This is a genomic window from Pleurocapsa minor HA4230-MV1 (genome assembly GCA_019359095.1).
GTDB classification, from domain to species: domain Bacteria; phylum Cyanobacteriota; class Cyanobacteriia; order Cyanobacteriales; family Xenococcaceae; genus Waterburya; species Waterburya minor.
Genome location: JAHHHZ010000022.1, coordinates 57,321 through 76,616, shown reverse-complemented (window position 1 = coordinate 76,616; position 19,296 = coordinate 57,321). Strand labels below are relative to the sequence as shown.

The 19,296-nt window shown below is 38.5% G+C and carries 17 protein-coding genes; 7 read left to right on the top strand and 10 right to left on the bottom strand.

The window, feature by feature from the left end; translation table 11 throughout:
- Nucleotides 1-23 precede the first annotated feature (23 nt).
- From KME09_14120 to KME09_14110, 3 genes are all read right to left on the bottom strand, one after another.
- The gene (locus KME09_14120) at nucleotides 24-506 is read right to left on the bottom strand and encodes a chemotaxis protein CheW (protein MBW4535068.1); all 483 of its coding nucleotides are present in this window, start codon (nucleotides 504-506) and stop codon (nucleotides 24-26) included.
- A gap of 219 nt (nucleotides 507-725) precedes the next feature.
- Nucleotides 726-1,091 carry a response regulator gene (locus tag KME09_14115; protein ID MBW4535067.1) on the bottom strand — a complete coding sequence of 122 codons (366 nt, stop codon included), beginning with the start codon at nucleotides 1,089-1,091 and terminating at the stop codon, nucleotides 726-728.
- A gap of 158 nt (nucleotides 1,092-1,249) precedes the next feature.
- A complete protein-coding gene (locus tag KME09_14110) occupies nucleotides 1,250-2,470 on the bottom strand; it encodes a response regulator (protein ID MBW4535066.1) in 1,221 nt (406 codons plus the stop codon).
- A gap of 164 nt (nucleotides 2,471-2,634) precedes the next feature.
- Here KME09_14110 and KME09_14105 point away from each other — a divergent pair, with 164 nt between their 5' ends.
- From KME09_14105 to KME09_14095, 3 genes are all read left to right on the top strand, one after another.
- Entirely contained in the window at nucleotides 2,635-4,038 is a 1,404-nt protein-coding gene (locus KME09_14105; protein MBW4535065.1) for a cobyrinate a,c-diamide synthase, read from the top strand.
- A gap of 540 nt (nucleotides 4,039-4,578) precedes the next feature.
- The gene (gene cysK, locus KME09_14100; protein ID MBW4535064.1) at nucleotides 4,579-5,532 is read left to right on the top strand and encodes a cysteine synthase A; all 954 of its coding nucleotides are present in this window, start codon (nucleotides 4,579-4,581) and stop codon (nucleotides 5,530-5,532) included.
- Nucleotides 5,533-5,607: 75 nt separating this feature from the next.
- Nucleotides 5,608-6,297, top strand: a complete 690-nt coding sequence (locus KME09_14095) for a J domain-containing protein (GenBank protein ID MBW4535063.1) — start codon at nucleotides 5,608-5,610, stop codon at nucleotides 6,295-6,297.
- A 209-nt stretch (nucleotides 6,298-6,506) separates the two neighbouring features.
- On the opposite strand, the gene KME09_14090 is transcribed toward KME09_14095, so the two are convergent.
- Nucleotides 6,507-7,283, bottom strand: a complete 777-nt coding sequence (locus KME09_14090; protein ID MBW4535062.1) for an RDD family protein — start codon at nucleotides 7,281-7,283, stop codon at nucleotides 6,507-6,509.
- A gap of 604 nt (nucleotides 7,284-7,887) precedes the next feature.
- Between KME09_14090 and KME09_14085 the strand changes: the two genes are divergently transcribed.
- The 3 genes from KME09_14085 (at nucleotide 7,888) to KME09_14075 (ending at nucleotide 11,959) form a co-directional block, all read left to right on the top strand.
- Nucleotides 7,888-8,856 carry an RNA polymerase sigma factor, RpoD/SigA family gene (locus tag KME09_14085; protein ID MBW4535061.1) on the top strand — a complete coding sequence of 323 codons (969 nt, stop codon included), beginning with the start codon at nucleotides 7,888-7,890 and terminating at the stop codon, nucleotides 8,854-8,856.
- 323 nt (nucleotides 8,857-9,179) lie between these two features.
- A complete protein-coding gene (locus tag KME09_14080; GenBank protein MBW4535060.1) occupies nucleotides 9,180-10,784 on the top strand; it encodes an aminotransferase class I/II-fold pyridoxal phosphate-dependent enzyme in 1,605 nt (534 codons plus the stop codon).
- Nucleotides 10,785-11,191: 407 nt separating this feature from the next.
- Entirely contained in the window at nucleotides 11,192-11,959 is a 768-nt protein-coding gene (locus KME09_14075; protein ID MBW4535059.1) for an RNA polymerase sigma factor SigF, read from the top strand.
- Between the two features lie 319 nt (nucleotides 11,960-12,278).
- On the opposite strand, the gene KME09_14070 is transcribed toward KME09_14075, so the two are convergent.
- Nucleotides 12,279-12,809 carry a hypothetical protein gene (locus KME09_14070; protein ID MBW4535058.1) on the bottom strand — a complete coding sequence of 177 codons (531 nt, stop codon included), beginning with the start codon at nucleotides 12,807-12,809 and terminating at the stop codon, nucleotides 12,279-12,281.
- A 67-nt stretch (nucleotides 12,810-12,876) separates the two neighbouring features.
- Nucleotides 12,877-14,445 carry a DUF1565 domain-containing protein gene (locus KME09_14065; protein ID MBW4535057.1) on the bottom strand — a complete coding sequence of 523 codons (1,569 nt, stop codon included), beginning with the start codon at nucleotides 14,443-14,445 and terminating at the stop codon, nucleotides 12,877-12,879.
- Nucleotides 14,446-14,637: 192 nt separating this feature from the next.
- Between KME09_14065 and KME09_14060 the strand changes: the two genes are divergently transcribed.
- On the top strand, nucleotides 14,638-15,372 hold the full coding sequence (locus tag KME09_14060) for a 2-phosphosulfolactate phosphatase family protein (protein ID MBW4535056.1): 735 nt from the start codon (nucleotides 14,638-14,640) through the stop codon (nucleotides 15,370-15,372).
- A gap of 200 nt (nucleotides 15,373-15,572) precedes the next feature.
- On the opposite strand, the gene KME09_14055 is transcribed toward KME09_14060, so the two are convergent.
- The 4 genes from KME09_14055 to glgA all read right to left on the bottom strand — a co-directional run bounded on the left by KME09_14055 (nucleotide 15,573) and on the right by glgA (nucleotide 19,171).
- The gene (locus tag KME09_14055) at nucleotides 15,573-16,748 is read right to left on the bottom strand and encodes a GIY-YIG nuclease family protein (GenBank protein ID MBW4535055.1); all 1,176 of its coding nucleotides are present in this window, start codon (nucleotides 16,746-16,748) and stop codon (nucleotides 15,573-15,575) included.
- A 259-nt stretch (nucleotides 16,749-17,007) separates the two neighbouring features.
- Nucleotides 17,008-17,418, bottom strand: coding sequence for a type II toxin-antitoxin system VapC family toxin (locus KME09_14050; GenBank protein ID MBW4535054.1), 411 nt, complete (start codon nucleotides 17,416-17,418; stop codon nucleotides 17,008-17,010).
- Complete coding sequence (locus tag KME09_14045) at nucleotides 17,415-17,654, bottom strand: Arc family DNA-binding protein (protein MBW4535053.1); 240 nt, start codon at nucleotides 17,652-17,654, stop codon at nucleotides 17,415-17,417. The genes KME09_14050 and KME09_14045 overlap by 4 nt, the downstream gene beginning before the upstream one ends.
- A gap of 92 nt (nucleotides 17,655-17,746) precedes the next feature.
- Nucleotides 17,747-19,171 carry a glycogen synthase GlgA gene (gene glgA, locus KME09_14040; GenBank protein MBW4535052.1) on the bottom strand — a complete coding sequence of 475 codons (1,425 nt, stop codon included), beginning with the start codon at nucleotides 19,169-19,171 and terminating at the stop codon, nucleotides 17,747-17,749.
- Between the last annotated feature and the right edge of the window lie 125 nt (nucleotides 19,172-19,296).

The following is a 19,296-nucleotide window of genomic DNA, read 5'->3' as shown; positions in this document are numbered from 1 at the left end:
TAATTCAATAGATGCAATTTAATTTAGGTTGATACCAAAATTGATTGTTGGTGTAGCTGTTGTAGCAAAGCAGCAGCGTCAAGCAGGTAAATAGTCTGGGCTTCTGTATGAGCTACGGTAGAACAGCACTTACTTAACTGAGGTAAAGCGTCGTCAGCTAGAGGTTGACAGCAAGATGGCTCTACCGCCACGATGCCTTTTAACTGTTGGGTGACGATCGCTACTTGTTTTTCACTGTCTAACTGCTGGTTTTTGACAACTACTACCGTAAGTTTTTGGGCTAGCTTATTGCGCTGAAGGTTTAAATTAAAAAAGCGATCGCTATCTAAGATCCACAATAAAGAACCTTTAAAATTGACAACTCCATACCAAAATTCAGCTACTCCAGGTACAGTACAAATATTAGCTATGTCGAATTGGGCGACAATGCCCATCTCATTTAAAGGCAATCCCAAAGTAATTTTTGATCCTAGTTCAACGGTAAAGTATTCCTGATGAATAACCATAGAGCAGAAACATCTAACTATAGACAATGATGTGATTATTGATGACAGTCACAAAAAATATTTTTAAAATTAATTACTAAAAATCAACTTTGATTGATTTAGGATTACCGTTAGTAGCATTGTGAATAAAATTATCTTTGATTACTTGGCTCAATCTATCAGGTTTCAAATATTTTTAGTCAAAACTAAATTGTCAAATAAATATACTTTGATAATCAATTAATTGACAAACTGATTTACTTTGTCTACCAAATTCTGCGGAACATAAGGTTTAGTAATATATTCATTGCCCCCCTGACGTATTGCCCAAAAACGATCAAATTCTTCTGCTTTGGAACTACAGAATAAAATAGGAACATCTTTCCAACCATCATGTTCTCTAATTTTACGACATAGATCTAGCCCACTTTCTCCAGGCATGACAATATCTAATAAGATGAGGTTTGGTAGAGGATTAGCATTGAGCCATAACCAAGCTGTTTCTGCACTATCTGCTACAGCTACTTCAAAACCAGCATGAGACAATAAAGCAGAACTCATTTGTCTTTCTGCATGAGTATCTTCAACAATAAGTATAGTTTTCATAATCATTAACTACTTCTTTAAATTATTTTTTGGTCAATAATCTGGTTAGTTTTATAATTCCCAGAAATGGGTTAAAACTACCATTGGATAATTGCTGATCACCGACGTATTTTGACATTTTTTTAGCTAAAATCATCCTGAGTAAAATTAATTAATTTCTAATTAGTAGTTACAACGGATGTTTCTAATGCTTTGGCTAAAGTAATTAATTTATTAGGATCGCAAGGTTTAGTGAGATAGTCAGTTGCCCCAACTAGTTTGGCTCGAACCCGATCGATCATGCCGTCTCTTCCCGTCAACATCACAATGGGAATATCTTTAAATCTTTCAGATTTTCTTAATAGGCTACATAGATCGTAACCATTAAGTTCAGGCATGTTTATATCCATGAAAATTACCACAGGTTGATGTTGAGATAATTGTTTTAAGGCTAAGGTCGGATCGAGAATACTAAGTACTTGATAACCTCCAGCTTCTAAGGTCATTTTCACTTGTTTTTGAACTGTCTTACTATCATCAATGCAGGCGACTAAAGTTGATGATGTTGGAGTGGAATCGGTGGAATTCACCACATTAGCTGAAGCTGAATCATCTGCTTGAAGATGCTCTTTAAGGCGTAACTCTTCTTTCGTGAGTTCTTTAAAGGGCAATAGATCGATTAATTTTTCAGCAATGGACTGTTCCAAATGTTTTGCCAAAAAATACGTATCAGCATTAATTTTACTGGCAATTTGATAGAAACTATTTTTAGCAACAAACAAACTGACAAAGGTTGACAATTTGTGGTTGTCGGCGATTTCTTTTAGTTCTGGAGCAGCATATTTAGGCTTCCAAATTTGATAAAACTTTAAGGCATTTTTTTGTTCTAAATATAGCCGACTAAAAGGTGAATCGATATAGCCTCGAATATGTCTGCTAATTTTAACCTGATCTTCTAATTTTTCTCCCAGTTTTTCCAAACCGAAGCTGACAATTGCTTTGTTAATTCGTTTGGCTGGAACTAACTCTATATGAGCTTTCTCAATACTTAAGACGTTAGCTAATCCCTCTCGACAAAATCTAAATAATTGCTTTTTAACGTCTGTATCTGTTGGCTGTTGATTAGATAAAGCTTGACATAATTGAACATATTCTGAAACTTCGACTTCTGGTTGAGCAACTTGAGGACATTCTGAACCTAGCTTAAATCGTTGCCAAAGATAATCTAATCGTTCTTGCTGTCCCAAATTAGTATTTATATACTGTATTTTTCCTTGCAGTAGATAAACATTCCAGCTAATTGAAGGATCTTTAGGTTCCTCTATTTCGATACAACCAGACCAAGTTGTTTTAGATTTTGCTATGAGAACCTGTAACGGACTCTGAAAATTATTATTCATGATAATGCTGCAAATTTTGGCGCAAAGTAAGCAAAAGTGAAAAAAAAGGAATTCAAAGATCTCCAAAATAGAAGGTTTCTCTCAGACTTTTTCTATAGTTCCCAAAATTCCTACTAAAATTCAGGTTGAGCTTAGATATATTTCCCACTATAGAGATAGATGAAATGGGTTTAATCATTGCAGGCGATCGCTCTGGAGTCGGTAAAACGACTGTCACCCTAGGTATACTGGCTTATCTAGCAGCACAAAACAGGCAAGTTCAATCTTTTAAAGTCGGGCCAGACTATATTGACCCGATGTTTCACACGGCTGTAACTGGCTTACCCTGTCGTAACCTAGACCCTGTGTTGACTTCTCCTAGTTATGTCAAAGATTGCTTTAAGCGTCATAGTCAAAATGCTGAATGGGTTGTTGTAGAAGGGGTGATGGGATTGTTTGACGGTATTTATCATCCCGAACAACCAGAATTGCGCAATGATTATGGCAGCACCGCTCATATCGCCAGAATTTTAAATCTACCTGTATTATTGGTGATCGATTGTGCTAGTTTATCGACTTCCGTAGCAGCGATCGCCTATGGTTATGCCAACTTAGATCCCCAGGTAAATATTGTCGGCGTAATTCTGAATCAGGTAGCGAGCGATCGCCATTTGGAACTATTGGAAACAGCGTTAAAAAGTATTAATCTGCCAATCTTAGGAGTTTTGAGGCGCAATTCAGTAGTAGCTATTCCCGATCGCCATCTTGGTTTAGTTCCCTCTAGTGAACTAGCTAATCTTAGTCATATCTTTGCACAACTGGCTGATTTAGCTAAAACATCATTTAATTGGCATCACTTGCTACCCCTAATTAGTCAAAGATCGGATAGGAGCGAGACAATGCCTTGTTCTGACCAGGAGCAAAGTATTAAGCAAAAACAATCTGCTACCGTGAGAATTGCTGTTGCTAGAGATCGAGCCTTTAATTTTTACTATCAGGATAATTTAGATCTTTTGACCCAATTGGGAGCGGAGTTAGTATTTTGGAGTCCTCTTCAAGATCGCAATCTTCCCGATCGCATTCAAGGACTATATTTCGGTGGTGGTTTTCCCGAAGTATTTGCTCAACAGCTAGCAGCAAATAAAAGTGTCTTGCAACAGCTTAAACTACTCATTGAGGCCGATCTACCGACTTACGCTGAATGTGGAGGCTTAATGTATCTCTGCGAACAATTGATCGATCTTCAGCAAAAAACCTGGTCGATGGTAGGAATTATTCCCAGTACGGTAACTATGCAGGCTAAATTAACTTTGGGCTATCGTCAGGCGATCGCTTTACAAGATAGTCCTATGGTGACAGCGCAACAAACGACTATGGGACATGAATTTCATCGTTCTCGATTAATCATTGCTCCTCAGTCTCCTCAATGGCAATTACAGGGAGTTCATCAATCCAGTGTGCCATCAACTGAAGGCTGGAATGTTAAACAAGTTCACGCTTCTTATTTGCATCTACATTGGGGTGTCAGTACATCTTTTGCTCGGAGATTTATCCAATCTTGCCGAAACTATAAAACTTCGTTATATTAATCAGTAGATACATAAGTATCAAACTAACCATTTAGGGATACAGGAGGTGATGCCCATGACAGAACATAGTACTAACATGGGTCTCCTAGTTGATGATAGCCAGCTGTGCGCTGGGGCTGTTCTTTAAACAGTCGCATCTTGAGCTTCTTTTAGAAGCAACTAGGTAGACATTGTTGGAGATCCTTCCAGCAGTTAGGTTTCGACTAAGAGACCCTCTAGACCGCCCCCATAAGCAGTAACTCTGTTATTAGCTTGTGGGGGCGGATAGTTTTTGTGGGCAATCGTTTCAGATTTGACAACTTACAGCAGTTTTCAATTGAGTAGACACATTAATTTATTGAAGTAATGGGTAATGGGTAATGGGTAATGGGTTCTATCCAACTAAAATTCGCTGTAAGCTACATTAATAACTATTCTCTGATCTGTTTCTAAAATCACTACAGGAAACAAACCAGAAAATTATGAACTATTGAAAAATTGCTAGATACAGCAGGCAATAAACAAGCACAATAAAGATACGCTATCTAAAATTTGGATCTTATGAAAATTGCCAAAAATGTCACTGAACTAGTAGGTAAGACTCCTCTAGTTCAGCTCAATCGCATTCCTCAAGCTGAAAGATGTTTAGCCAAAATCATTGTCAAGCTAGAAGGCATGAATCCTGCTGCCTCTGTGAAAGATCGTATTGGAGTAAATATGATTAATGCTGCCGAAGCTGAGGGGGCAATTACTCCAGGCAAAACTATTTTGGTTGAACCAACATCGGGCAATACGGGAATCGCCCTCGCTATGGCTTCTGCTGCCAAAGGATACAAGCTAATTCTGACTATGCCAGAAACTATGAGCAAAGAGCGACGAGCGATGTTAAAAGCTTATGGTGCGCAGCTAGAGTTGACTCCTGGCAGCGAAGGAATGGGTGGGTGTATTAGAAAAGCCCAAGAAATTACCGATAGTTTGCCTGATGCTTATATGCTACAGCAGTTTAACAACCCTGCTAATCCTGAAATTCATAAAAGCACCACTGCCGAAGAAATCTGGGCAGACACAGAAGGGCAAGTAGATGTGATTGTGGCAGGAGTTGGTACTGGAGGAACAATTACAGGTGTAGCAGAAGTATTAAAAAGATACAAGCCTGAACTACAGGTAATTGCCGTTGAACCGATCAGTAGTCCTGTTCTTTCTGGCGGTCAACCTGGATCTCACAAAATTCAGGGCATTGGTGCGGGCTTTGTTCCAGAGGTGTTAAAAGTAGATTTAATTGACGAAGTTATTACCGTTACTGATGATGAGGCGATCCATTATGGTCGTCGTTTAGCCCGTGAAGAAGGCTTGCTATCAGGCATTTCTACAGGTGCAGCCCTGGCAGCAGCAGTTAAGGTGGCACAAAGACCAGGAAATAAAAATAAGCTAATTGTGATGATTCAACCTAGCTTTGGAGAGCGTTATCTAAGTACGCCGTTATTTGCCGATTTGGCTGAATCTGTCTTTAATTAATTTGTTAGTTTATTTATTTGCACTAATCTTCTGCCCAAATTTTTAAGACCCGCCTACTTCCATCAATGTCTAGTCGTGAATCACTATCAAGTTCTCCAAGTTAATTCCCAAGCTACTCAGCAAGAAATCAAACAGTCATATCGACGTTTAGCCAAGCAGTTTCATCCCGACAGTCAACCAGAAGCGCAAAATTGCGATCGCATCGTTGCTCTTAATGCTGCCTACGAAATTTTGGGCAATAGCAAAAGTAGACGCTTATATGACCGTCAACAACAGCTAGGACAGACCAGCGATTTTTGGGTAAACCGACAGGCTAGAAATGCTGCTGCCCAAAGGCAATATCAGCAGCAGCGCGCCTATGCACCTCCACAAATTAGCTACCAACAGTGGTTGCAAGAAGTTTATTTCCCAATTCATCGTTTAATCAGTAAAATTCTTAAGCCTCTGGAGTCTGAAATAGATAATTTATCAGCGGATCCGTTTGATGATAGTTTGATGTCAGATTTTGAAGCCTATTTAGATACCTGTAATGAATATTGGCAACAGGCACAGCAAAAGTTATCATCTCAGCCAAATCCTGCTCAATTAGCGGGGGTTGCTAGCAATCTTTATTACTCCCTCAATCACATTGGCGACGGGATCAAAGAATTACAGTGGTTTACCATGAACTATAACGATCAGTATCTTCATACTGGGCAAGAAATATTTAGAATTGCCGACAAGTTATATGGTCAGGCTCAGGAAAGGGTAAGTTCTTTTTTATAGACTTGTTAAGAGATTATCGCAATCCTAAATGAAATGAGAAATTTCTACTACCTACTACCTACTACTTACTACCTATATGCGAAGCGGTATACCATTTGCGAAGCTTATCCTTTAGGACAAGGGTACAATGTGCCACGGCATTTGCGGAGCTTATCCTTTAGGACTACCTAAAAACCAATCAATGTAGTTTCATGAATCAAATAGGACTGCTATATCTTGTCCTGCTGATAAGCTAAATAAGTAGCCTCTAAAAACTGACTGTTACTATAACCTTCTGGTACATTATCTAACAGAATAATTTCCCGAACCTGTTCGGCTAATTTACGACTAAGTTGGTGTTGATATTCCAACATAATGTTTTTGCGTCGTTGGAGAAAATCGCGGATGGTGGCGAAGTCTTCTGGAAGTAAATTGTCAATTTCGGCTTCCATTCTCAGTTGAACTGCTAAATCTTCAGCCTCAGTAGAAATCTCAACTGTTAGTTTTGCTGCTTCTTCCTGAACGACAATTGTTCCTGCTAACATATCCCCCAGACGCTTTTCTTGTGGAGTAAAAATAATAAAAAATACACCAATAAATAACATATCGTCTACTGGTCGCAGTAAGGCTCGCAAAATTGCTTGAGGTAGTCTTTCTGGCTTGCCATTATCGCGAATAACTCTAATTTTTGTCCATTTTTTACCTGGAGTTTGTCCTTGCCACAAAGTTTCTAAAACTACAAAGTAGCCCACGTAGATCGCAAAGGTAGTCATTGACTGAATTGCCCAGATCCACTGTGCTAAACGATCTGAAAATCCATTGCCAATTAAATTAGGAACTAGCTGGAAAGCCAAAAAAGCACTAAGCGACCAAACTAGTAAAATTGTCAAACCAAAAATTATATAGTCAATTATTAGGGCAAAAGAACGATTGCCAATTCCCGCTAAAGTGAACTCAAGTTCAACGCTTTCTGGAGTTTGTAAATTAATTTGGTTAAAAAAACGCATAGATATTTATTAGCCTAGAAAAATTATCATAATTCATTTAGGCTTTGAGTCTAGCTTTATTCACTATTAGAAACTGTGATTCTAAGCATTGATTGAGCAGGGCTATTTCATTCTTATATATCCAGAGAATAAATTCTCTGTCTAAGTAGATTAAGTCCGTTTAAACGGACTTTAATTTTAAGCCAAGAAATTTATTTCTTGGTTCACTACAGTTAGAACGAAATAGCCCTGATTGATGAGCGAGTGAAAAAATTAATATTGACTGAAATAGAATTGTGCAGCTAAAACCTCTGCCACTCATTCCAGAGTGATTAAATTACCTTAAACACTACTTCTAAAGTTCGGCAATCCACCTCAAAAATAAGTAGATAGATCGATATTTTCTAGGCATTATATAAGAATAGTAGCAATACTGTCACATTCAATATATTAGACAGCTTAAAAATATCAGGAATAAGTTATTTAACTTTTACTAAATATTTTGGTTAGATCGAGTTGAACCTTTATTGTCACCTCCGCGTCTAAACTTACTAGTCGGATTCAAATTAATTGATTTAGAAGTATCGCTGACTTTTGAAGTTCATAAGGAGTCATAACTGTACAAATGCCTAAAGCTAAAATTGCCAAAACAACCAAAGGAAACTATTCAGCAGATATGGTGAGAAACTATTTGCACGAAATTGGGCGAGTACCTTTATTAACCCACGAGCAAGAAATTGTTTATGGGAAGCAAGTGCAGAAAATGATGACCCTGTTAGCTGAAAAAGAAGAGTTAGGAAGCGAACTCAGCCTGAAGGAGTGGGCAGCCAATGTCCAACTGAGTGAAATTGAACTTAACAGGATCATTAAACAAGGTGAAAGAGCCAAGCGAAAGATGATCGAGGCAAACCTGCGTTTAGTAGTGGCGATCGCCAAAAAATATCAAAAGCGCAATATGGAATTTCTCGATCTGATTCAAGAAGGTAGTCTTGGTTTAGAAAGAGGTGTGGAAAAATTTGACCCCACCAGAGGATATAAGTTTTCCACCTATGCCTACTGGTGGATTCGCCAGGCGATCACAAGAGCGATCGCTCAACAAGCTCGTACCATCCGCCTACCCATCCACATTACGGAAAAGCTGAACAAAATTAAGAAAACTCAGCGAGAGCTAGCCCAAAAGCTCGGACGTAGTGCAGAAGTAGCTGAAATTGCTCAAGAATTAGAGCTTAAGCCAGAACAGATTCGTGAATATCTTAGTATTGCTCGTCAGCCGATCTCTTTAGATGTTCGAGTAGGGGAAAACCAAGACACTGAATTATCTGAATTATTGGAAGATGATGGGATTTCTCCCGATCACTATGCAACTCAGCAGCTATTGCGCCAAGACTTATATAGTCTGATGGCAGATTTATCCCCTCAGCAACAAGAAGTCATTGCTTTACGCTTTGGTTTGGATGATGGGAATGAGCTTTCTCTGGCAAAAATTGGTCAGAGAATGAGCATTAGTCGCGAGCGTGTACGTCAGTTAGAGCATCAGGCTTTAGCTCAATTGAGAAGACGTAGAAACTACGTTAGAGAGTATGTAGCTAGCTAAAGTTAGCAGATATTTTCAGGAATTACTGGCGATCTCCCCAAGTTTGTTATAAATTCGATCTATTATTCAGTAGATTTGTTTATTTATAACAGGAAGGGAGGTCGCCATTATCTTAAGATTGCCAAATAAGCAACTAAAACTAACCCCTGCTGAATACCCTGGTATTTTAGTGGGGGTTCATGGCAAAATAACCATCGTGAGCGATTATGGTCTCGAAGGTGTCGGCTAGACCAACAGATTTAATGACCCGCAGGATTTCTTTTCTCGATGGGGAAGAGAATTCTCCTCAGTGAATTCTTAATTTAGTGGTGCAGGAGTATACAATGACACTATTCAACGAAACTTTAAATGGCAAAGACAGCACCAATGTTTCTGCTAATAATAACGCTCAATCTAGCGTTTTAAGTACTGCGACAAAAGCTGAAGCAATACAGGGTTGGCTCATTGATAAGCTAGCAGAAGTGCTGGAGATTGAACCAAATCAAATTGATGTCGGACAAGATTTTGAGGAATACGGTTTGGAATCGGCCGAAGCAATCAACCTATCGGGAGATTTGGAAGATTATCTTAGTTGCCGTCTGCCTCCTACCCTGTTATGGGACTATCAGAACATTGAAACTCTAGCTCAATATTTAGCTAAGGGAAACTTATCTGACAACCAGGCTGATACTTTAGAACTTCAAGCTTTACCCAGTCATAGCTCAGATTTTATCTCTAATATACCTTTAGAAAATTATCAATTTAACGAATTTCCCGAATATAAAAAATTATTAGCTCAACAAGAACAGGTTGCTAGCTTAGGTAATGGTAATCCCTTTTTTGTTCCTCAAGAGGGAATAGTTAACGATCGCACTACCATTGATGGTCGTGAACTAATTAATTTTGCTACCTATAATTACATCGGTATGTGTGGCGATCCCCAGGTGACTCAGGCTGCCAAGGAGGCGATCGATCGATACGGAACTTCTGCCTGTGCCAGTCGCTTAATCTCTGGGGAAAAACCTTTACATAGAGAACTGGAGCGAGAACTGGCTGATTTTATAGGTGTAGAAGAGAGTATTGTTTTAGTTGGTGGTCATGCAACTAACGTCACTACTATTGGTCATTTGTTCGGCAAAGGAGATCTAGTTATCTATGACGCACTGAGTCATAACAGTATTCTTCAGGGGTGTTTTCTCTCTGGAGCTAGCTTAGTTGCCTTTCCGCACAATGATGTCGAAGCTTTAGAAAAAATCCTCAGCGATCGCCGTCATCGTTATCAAAGAGTCTTAATCGTCATTGAAGGGGTTTACAGCACTGATGGTGATGTGGCTAACCTGCCTGCCGTAGTTAAAGTTAAACAGAAGTATAAGACCTTTCTAATGGTAGATGAGGCTCATTCTATTGGCACGATCGGCAAGACTGGTAGAGGTATCAGCGAATACTACAATCTCGATCCTAATGATATCGATTTGTGGATGGGAACTCTGAGTAAGTCTTTTGCTAGCTGTGGTGGCTATATTGCAGGTTCATCTGCTCTAGTAGAATATCTTAAATATACTGCCCCAGGTTTCGTGTTTAGTGTTGGTATGTCTCCTCCTAATGCTGCTGCAACTCTAGCAGCGGTGCGGGTGCTAAAAGCCGAGCCAGCCAGAGCAACTACCCTTCAAGCTAGAGCAAAATTATTTTTAGACTTAGCTCAAGAACAGGGTTTAGATACTGGCATGAGCCAAGATTCTCCTGTAATCCCAATTATTGTCGGGGACTCTCTTAAATCAATTCAGCTATCGCAAAATTTGTTTAAAAGAGGAATTAACGTGCCGTTTATGATTTATCCTTCCGTACCGCAAAATGCTGCTAGGTTAAGATTTTTTATTACCTGCAATCATACTGAAGCGCAAATTCGTTCAACTATTGAGATTCTTGCTGACGAATTGAACAAACTATAACTTTATAACTCAATCTAAATCCAAATATTTTTTACAGTACAGGAAGAGAAATTTCTCTTCCTATTTTTATTTTAATTAAGCTATTAATTCTTATTGTTTGCTTTTTAATAAAATCATCATTAATCTAAGCATTTTTACTAAGAAGAAGATTAAATACTCAAAGTCACAACTCTTAGTTGAGTAAAGAATTATACTTGTTAAAAGCTACATTTAATTAGATTAAAATAAGCACTTTATTAACTAATAAAATTAAGAGATAGCCAAACGTAAAATACGTATTTGTTCGGAGAATACAAAATTTTAATTAAGTTTTTTCCGTAAAACAACGATGGTATTGTTTCTATTCTCAACAGAAAATGAGATTTAGATTCATATACATAGATTGTTGATCCCAAAAACTTTTTGTTATGGCTACACAAACTCTTAGTTATCGCTGCATGGAATTGCTGCAAAATTACCATCGCCATCCTTCTCTAAAATTACGTAATAAATTAGTTGAGTTAAATATAGGTTTAGTTAGAAAAGTAGCACATCAAATCTGTCGTAAATGTGCTGAACCTTATGAAGATTTAGAACAAATTGGTTATTTAGGTTTGATTAGAGCGATCGAAAGATTCGATCCTTTGCAGGGAGCAGCATTTAGTTCTTTTGCGATTCCTTATATTCGTGGTGAAATGCTGCACTATTTAAGAGATAAAGGTAGCATGATGCGGATTCCCCGCAGGTGGCAAGAACTTTATGCTAGAGGTAAAAAACTACGTAAAGATTTAATTGAACAACTAGGACGTTTACCTAAAGATACTGAATTAGCTGCTGGTTTGGGTATTCCTTTAGCAGAATGGAGTGAGTGTCAGCTAGCCTTGCAAAATCGTCTGCCAATTAGTTTAGATGCAGTAGTTAATAATTCGTTGGATTCATCAATTACTTTTGGTGACACGATCGCCGATCCAAACTATATGAAACAACGTAAACTAGAAGATGATAAGCTTCAGCTACAAAGAGCCATGAACCAATTAGAAGATAAAACCAAAGCGGCGATCGAATGTGTATTTCTTTGGGATCTACCCCGTAAAGAAGCTGCTAAACATATTGGCATTAGTCCCATGACTGTTACTAGACATTTACATAAAGGGATCGAACAGTTAGGTGCAATGTTAGAACATCAAGTGGCATGAAAGCCTACTAATTTAGATTAGATATAGTTAATTTTATTGGTTTGAAAATATATTATTTCTTATATATTATTTCTTAAAACAGTTTCGATAGTCTATTGAGCAAGCATCTATATATTTAGATGCTTATTTTTTTAAACTTTCTCCCTCTCTTCTCATCATATGAAGTCCGTTTAGACAATCCCAATCAAAACTCGCGCAAAGACGCAAAGGCGCAAAGATCTTATAAGAAGTAATCAAGCGGACTTGATATCACCCCGTCACCGCGTCAATCTCAATCAACAAATTAAATACCTGAGAGCTTAAGATCGGGTGGCAAGATTTAGATCCAATCTTCATCATCATTAATACGATCGCGATCTGCTGCATCTAGACTATTAACAACATCTACAGAAACCTTTGCTACAGTTGGTTCAGAACTTTCTAGATCGAGTTCATCTTCATCTTCATCCTCAAAATCTTCCTCGTCAAAATCCTCCTCATCAAACTCAGTAACTGGTGATTGGACAACCTCCACAGGCGCGCCTGGAGGTGCAAATCCTTTAGAATTTGGCGATGAGGCTCCGCCTCCGCTGCGCGATCGCGAACTATCATTTACGGCTTCAAAAGTAGCTTCAGGCAGAATTTCGGCGGGTTTAACCCCGTCTATCTCAGTTACCACCAGATCATCAATATAAGCAAGAAAAATATTGCCCTGAACATCACAAACTGTTGCTGAACAAGATACTTCTGACTTTTCCTGATTAAACAGCTCACTAATAAAGCGAGATGGATTAGCTTTGTTTGTCTCACCATTAATGCCTAACAAAATATATTCGTTACCTGTGCGACGGTGCTTAACAATTGTGGTCATTGTTTTTCCAGTAATTAATTGATTATCAGAGTTGATGAGGACAAAGCATCTACCTCTGTTTAGACATCTATTCTAAAAGATAAGTTGCTAAACCCAGATCGACCAAGTTTTGTTCTGCTCGTTTGGCTTTATCCCGATTACTAAAAGCACCTACCTGTAGCCAAGATTCCCCGCCTAAAATGGTTTCAAAAGCTTCAGGATAAAGCGATCGCACTTCATCTGCTTCTTCATCATCTAAGACTTCTACTAAGACTTTGTATTTAACTTGAGCTGTGCTAGAAGAGCTGCTAATAGTCGGTGGGGATGGTACGGGTAAGACATGGGAATTTTCTGGCTCGGCAGTTTCTAGAGAATCTGAGGAAGATCTAAATACTAACTCTTTATTATTGTTATCTGTATTAATGTCACTAGTGCTGCTGGCTATTACAGGTGGCGGTGCCGGTAAATCGGCTGGCGCGGGTTCTATTGATGTGGGGGTTGCAGGTTGAGCTACAGGCGGTGGCAGATCTCGGCGAGGAGGTAGAGGAGGTAAAGGTGCTAAATCCTTCAAGGAATTATCGTTACTTACATTACTTACAACAGATGTTCCTTGAACAAAATTAATGTCCCCTTGGGTTTCTCCTTGAACTTCTGTGCCTACTGCCACAATTTCGCTACTAGTAGCGTTTTGAATATCTAACTTTCTATTGCTGCGAAAGACATTGTTACCAGGTTCATCATCAGTGCCAAGATCGACGCGAGATTCAGCGATCGCCATTAAGCCAGCTTCACCAGAATTAATAATTTCGTTCTGGCGCAAAATTCCTTGGGAACTACCTTCCAAAATAATCCCAATGCGATTGCCATCAAAGAGATTTTCGCTAATCTTAGCAGCAGCATGTTGCACTAAGCTAATACCAAACCCTGTTTCTTCAAAGGTATTTTTAATTACTTCAGGTTGAGAATCACCGTAGACTAGTAACCCGTTACCCAAATTGTTGTAAAAATAATTATTTTCGATTAATGGAGAACTTTGACCGTTAACAGAAACGCCTGTATTACCATTGCGGGTTAAGGTATTGCTGACTATTTGGGGACTAGCAGATTCAACCCAAATACCGTGTCCCCTAGAGTGATTGTTGGTGACAGTAATACCAGTGATTCCGCCTGCATCTTTGAGTGCAGCGATCGCTACATTTTGTCCTGCACCTGTAGGACTGAGGAAGTAACCATCTCCTTGAATAATTGTTTTGTATCCTTGATTTTGGGGATCGCCTTGGAGAACAATCTGATTATCAAGTACCAGGGGAAAGGTTTCTCCTGTTGCTTCGCTATATGTCCCACTGGCTAACTGAATCGTACTGCCAGCAGCAGCTACTTTTAATGCTTGAGTAATGGTTTGCAGGGGAGATGTTTTTTTACCTAGTCGATTATCATCACCGCCTTGAGGATCGACATAAATAGTATTGTTATTTTTATCTAAAGAAGGAGATTGAGCAATCTCTTGTGCCATGATTGGATTGGCTTGCAGGACAATACTACAGGACAAAGTAATAATCGATGCCATCAGGAGCAAATTAGTCAATCGGTTTAGTCGCGATAACTGGCGTAAACTCAAGCTCAGTTTTGGGTTGGTGTGACAATCGCTGCTTTCCATAATTTCGCTTCTGAGGGTAAATGAGATTGCTAAATTAGACTTAAAGGAGAGTAACAAGCATTACTTTGAGTGTTTAGACTGCAAAGTTATTCTTCTTTGCGGTAAATAATATCTAGGTTAGATAAATAACGTATAATTGCGTAAGTTTTGATGACTGTATTTGACTGTATTTAATTATTTACTTGTGCCAGCGTGAAATTATTTGTTTATCATACTCCTGAGAGAACTCCGACAGATAGACTACCTGATTGTGCGGTAGTTATTGACGTTTTAAGAGCAACCACCACCATTGCCACTGCTCTTGATGCTGGCGCTGAGGCTGTTCAAACATTTAGTAACATAGAAGAACTGATGCGTCAAGCGGAATCGTGGTCTGCGGATAAGCGTTTGCGAGCAGGAGAAAGAGGTGGTATGACGGTAGAAGGCTTTGAGATGGGCAATTCTCCCCTCGCCTGTAAACCTTCCGTAGTCAAAGATAAACGATTATTTCTAACTACAACTAATGGGACTCGCGCTCTGCAACGAGTCGAACATTCACCCCAAGTAATCACCGCAGCGCAGATCAATCGCCGAGCAGCAGTTAATTATTTACTAGAAACTCAACCAGAAACCGTGTGGATTATCGGTTCAGGTTGGGAAGGAGACTATTCCGTAGAAGATACAGCTTGTGCAGGAGCGATCGCCCAGTCGATTTTACAGCAAAGTGATACGTCTTTGCTCGACCTATTTGGGAATGATGAGGTGATTGGTGCGATCGCTCTTTATGAACAGTGGAAAGACAATCTCTTAAATGTTTTTCGTCAGTGTAGCCATGGACAAAGGCTATTAAAACTTAATGGAGATGAAGATCTTGATTACTGTTCTCAGACTGATATTTTAGATGTTTTACCAATTCAAAAGCAGCCTGGAGTTTTAGTTAAGTACTGAGCTTTAGTTTGCGATCGCAATTGAATGTTCTTTAGATTTCTCTGGTAGTGCCACGGAAGTAATGGTAATTGCTATGGTAGAAGCAGTTCTTATTGCTCAGTTACTTCTCATGCCAATCGTAATTGTAATGTTATGAGAAAAGCGATCGCAAAGTCTTCTCGCAGGGCGACCTTACAATAAAAAAATAATTGGAGATTTCTCTACGGTTTAAACTTAATTTTTTGATGCCAAGGGCTAATTTGTCTTATCTGCTCTAGTCTTTGTTCTAATTCGGCATGATTTGCTGCACTAATTGGAGCGGATAATGATCTGTAGCTACTTTCTTCTAAAATTCTCACTGTGATCTTATGAGATTTAAACCACTTGGGAGCAGAGTTGATTTTTGAGGATGTATAATCAGCTTTTTCTAATCCCAATATTTCACAACCACCAAACCAATCTATTGCTTCTTGATAAGCTTTTATTGCAAATTTTCCTCTACCAATAGCTTCACAGTAGACTTCTATTTGTTTACCTCTAACTCTACCTTTTCCTATTTTTGATTCGGTTCTTTTTTGATTAAATTTTTTAATAGTTTTTGCGTCAAGTTGATTAAATGTTAAGTTTTTTGACCACAATAGAGAAATCGGATCTTTATCATATGCTTCTATATTCGGATGATAAGATTGCGACCAATCTCGCTCCAAAATGCACTGCTGATAGTTTTCTTCTGCAAGACTTAATAACGAAATCCCAGCTAAGGTTGTAATTTGTCCATGCTGAATATAATAATTAATATTCATGTCACAACCTATTACTATAGCTATTCCATTGCATTTGGTTTGCCAAATAGGAGTAGTTTGCCTTCTGCTATAATAACTCCATTTCAAATAGCCTTTTTTACTATCGGCGTTGAATATTCTTCTGAGAATTCTTGCGGGATTATAAGAAAGTGAATCATATTTCAAAAATACTGTTGGCAATCCAAAAATAATACTATTTTCTTCATAACCACAAATAATCACATATTTAGATATTTTAACTAATGTTTCCCTTAAAGTTATTTCGGCAGGAATTATTCGCTTTAATTCAACTTTTGTTTGATTGAGTTCAGGAAAATAAGTCTCGATAAAATAATTTTCTAGTGAAGTAAGAATTTCTTCTTTGTTTTCACATTCGTACCATTTCAGCATAATGGTATTTTTTTTATTAATTTTCTCTAGCTGAGCGAATCTATGATGATTCAACCATCTTTTATAAAGATTTTGTGCTTTTCCAACATATAACAATCGCTTTTTGTCATCAACAGCAAAATAGATACCTGCTCTTTGCGGTAATTTATCTCTATTTAAAAGGTTTATTGAAGGTAATTTATCTAAACTAAAGTCATCAATCATTTAACAAAAATATTGGCATTGGTAAATTTAGGGATAGTTTTTTTAGTTTGTAATCATAAATCACAATGAGATCGCACATGTGTTTTCTGGTAAAGCAATGTCTAAATTTATCGGAAAAGTTTTCGCACCAGTATTTTGTTTTAGGGTCGATCGCATTTTCCATCACAGTACACAGAGCGATCGCTTTTTACCTCCTGCTTTAATCTGGGTTGCGATCGCTAAAAATCAATTTCGGTTTGGGAACAATCATAAAAAACCTTTAATTTTCGCGCTTTTCAAATGTTGCTAGGTTGATAGTCAGATCGGGAAAGAGGCGGAGTATTTTTTTATCGTTAGTTATCAGCTTAATTCCTAGTTTTTGAGCTAACACTACATATTCACAGTCATAGGCTGACAAAGAGCTAAAAAAAGCTAAATCTAAAATAGCATCTGAATTTAGCTCGAATTCGTTATTTAAAAGAAGATCTTCTGCCAAATCGGCGATCGCTCTACTTTCTGCTAAAGATAAAATTTTTTTTCTTAGATAAAGAGTCAATATATTGCGAAACTCAGAACGCCAAAGATACGGGGCAACCCAGTCAGGATCAAATTGATAGATCGATTCTGCTTGAAGAGTAAATTCTCCCTCAATAAATAAGTAGGCAATCAGATTGGTGTCTGCGACAATCACGCTCTACCCTCATCTTTAATTTTGGTCAACTCTACTTCTGTCAGGAAATGCTGTTGTGTAGTAGCTCTCAAAGAGCGTATTTTATCTAAGCTCAGTTTTTTACGTTTGTTTTCAACTAATCCTTGCTCTAGTCGAAAAATGATTTCTGCGTTCATACTTCGACGGTTATTAACAGAACTTTCTTTAATTTTTTGTAAAAGATTTTCAGGGATATTCTTAATAGTTATGTTGGGCATTTTGGTTGCATTTTGGTTGCACTTTGGTTGATTGCAATCTTAGCATAACGATCGTTACTTTTTCCTAATTCACATCAGACGTATTATAGTAACTACGAGCTTAACGCCTCCAGCTTTTTCTGTTCATCTACTGTTAAATCCGTAGACTGTCCCAAGATTTCTTTATACATTTTGATATATTCCAAAGCTGATTTGACCCAGCTAAAGTCTTGCAGCATTGCTCTTTGTTGAAGTTCTTGCCATTTATCTTTATAGCTAAAACCTTCGGAGGCACGCACCATACAGGTAAATAGATCCAACGGTTCATAGCGATCGAAACAGTAGCCAGTGCCTTTTTGATTCATTGGTTCGTGGTGGCTTACTGTATCGACTAACCCGCCAGTACGCCTAACTATCGGAATGCAACCATAGCGCATGGCTAACATCTGACTAATGCCACAGGGTTCAAATTTAGATGGCATCAGAAAGACATCACAACCACCATAAATTCGGCGTGCTAGAGTGTCGCTATAAAGTAGCTGTACCGACATTCTGCCTGGGAAACGTGCTGCTAGCTGCCATAGCTGAGTTTCCAATTCGCGATCGCCAGTTCCTAAAACTACCAGTTGAGAATTGCTGTAAGCCATAAAGCGATCGATGATCTGCAACAGCAAGCTAATCCCTTTTTGATCTACCAACCGCGAGACAACGCTCATTAAAAAGACATCTGGGTCTACATTTAAACCTAATTCTTTTTGAAGTGCAGCTTTATTTATGGCTCTTTTAGCTAGAGAATTATGGGTAAAATTCTCGGTTAAAGCCTTGTCGGTGGCAGGATTATAACTATCTACATCAATGCCGTTGAGAATCCCCTTCGTTTTACCGCTAATAAATGATAGTAAACCCTCTAGCTTCTCACCATATTCTATAGTTTTGATCTGTTCAGCGTAGGTCGGAGAAACAGTAGTTACCCGATTGGCAAACTGTACCGCAGCAGCCATCACATTATGTCCCTGCATATACCAAGGACACCAGGTAATTTGCTCTAAATACCAGCGCCAAGGGCCTTGATAAGCTAAATTATGAATGGTATAAACAGTAGCAATATCAGGTGCTTGATTCATCCACACTGGCAACATTCCCGTATGCCAATCGTGACAATGAACTATTTCAGGTTTCCAATAGTTCCAGCAAAACTCAGCTGCGCCATTGCTAAAAAATGTAAAGCGCCAGGGTTCATCTTCCCCTCCGTAAATGCGATCGGGATCGAAAACAGGATGACCAAATAAATATAACGGGACATCACTGTCTGGCAGTAAGGTTTCATATACCGCAAAGGGATTAAACATCGCAGCACCTTTCCACATCGGCTCGGAGGGAATATCAAGCTTCTTTGATAAACCACCGTAATAAGGCATAAAAATACGGACATCATGACCTAGCTTTCTGAGGATTTTGGGTAATGCACCGACGACATCCCCTAATCCACCTACTTTGGCGATCGGCGCTACTTCTGCTGATACAAATAAAATCCGCATTGATTACTATGGGTGCTTATCTTGCCTATGGCTTCCTGTGTGATTATATAGGTCTGAGGGGACAGGTAAGATGAGGATTTGGATAAAAGATGTTTAATCGCTACAAATTTTAGTATTTATGTTCT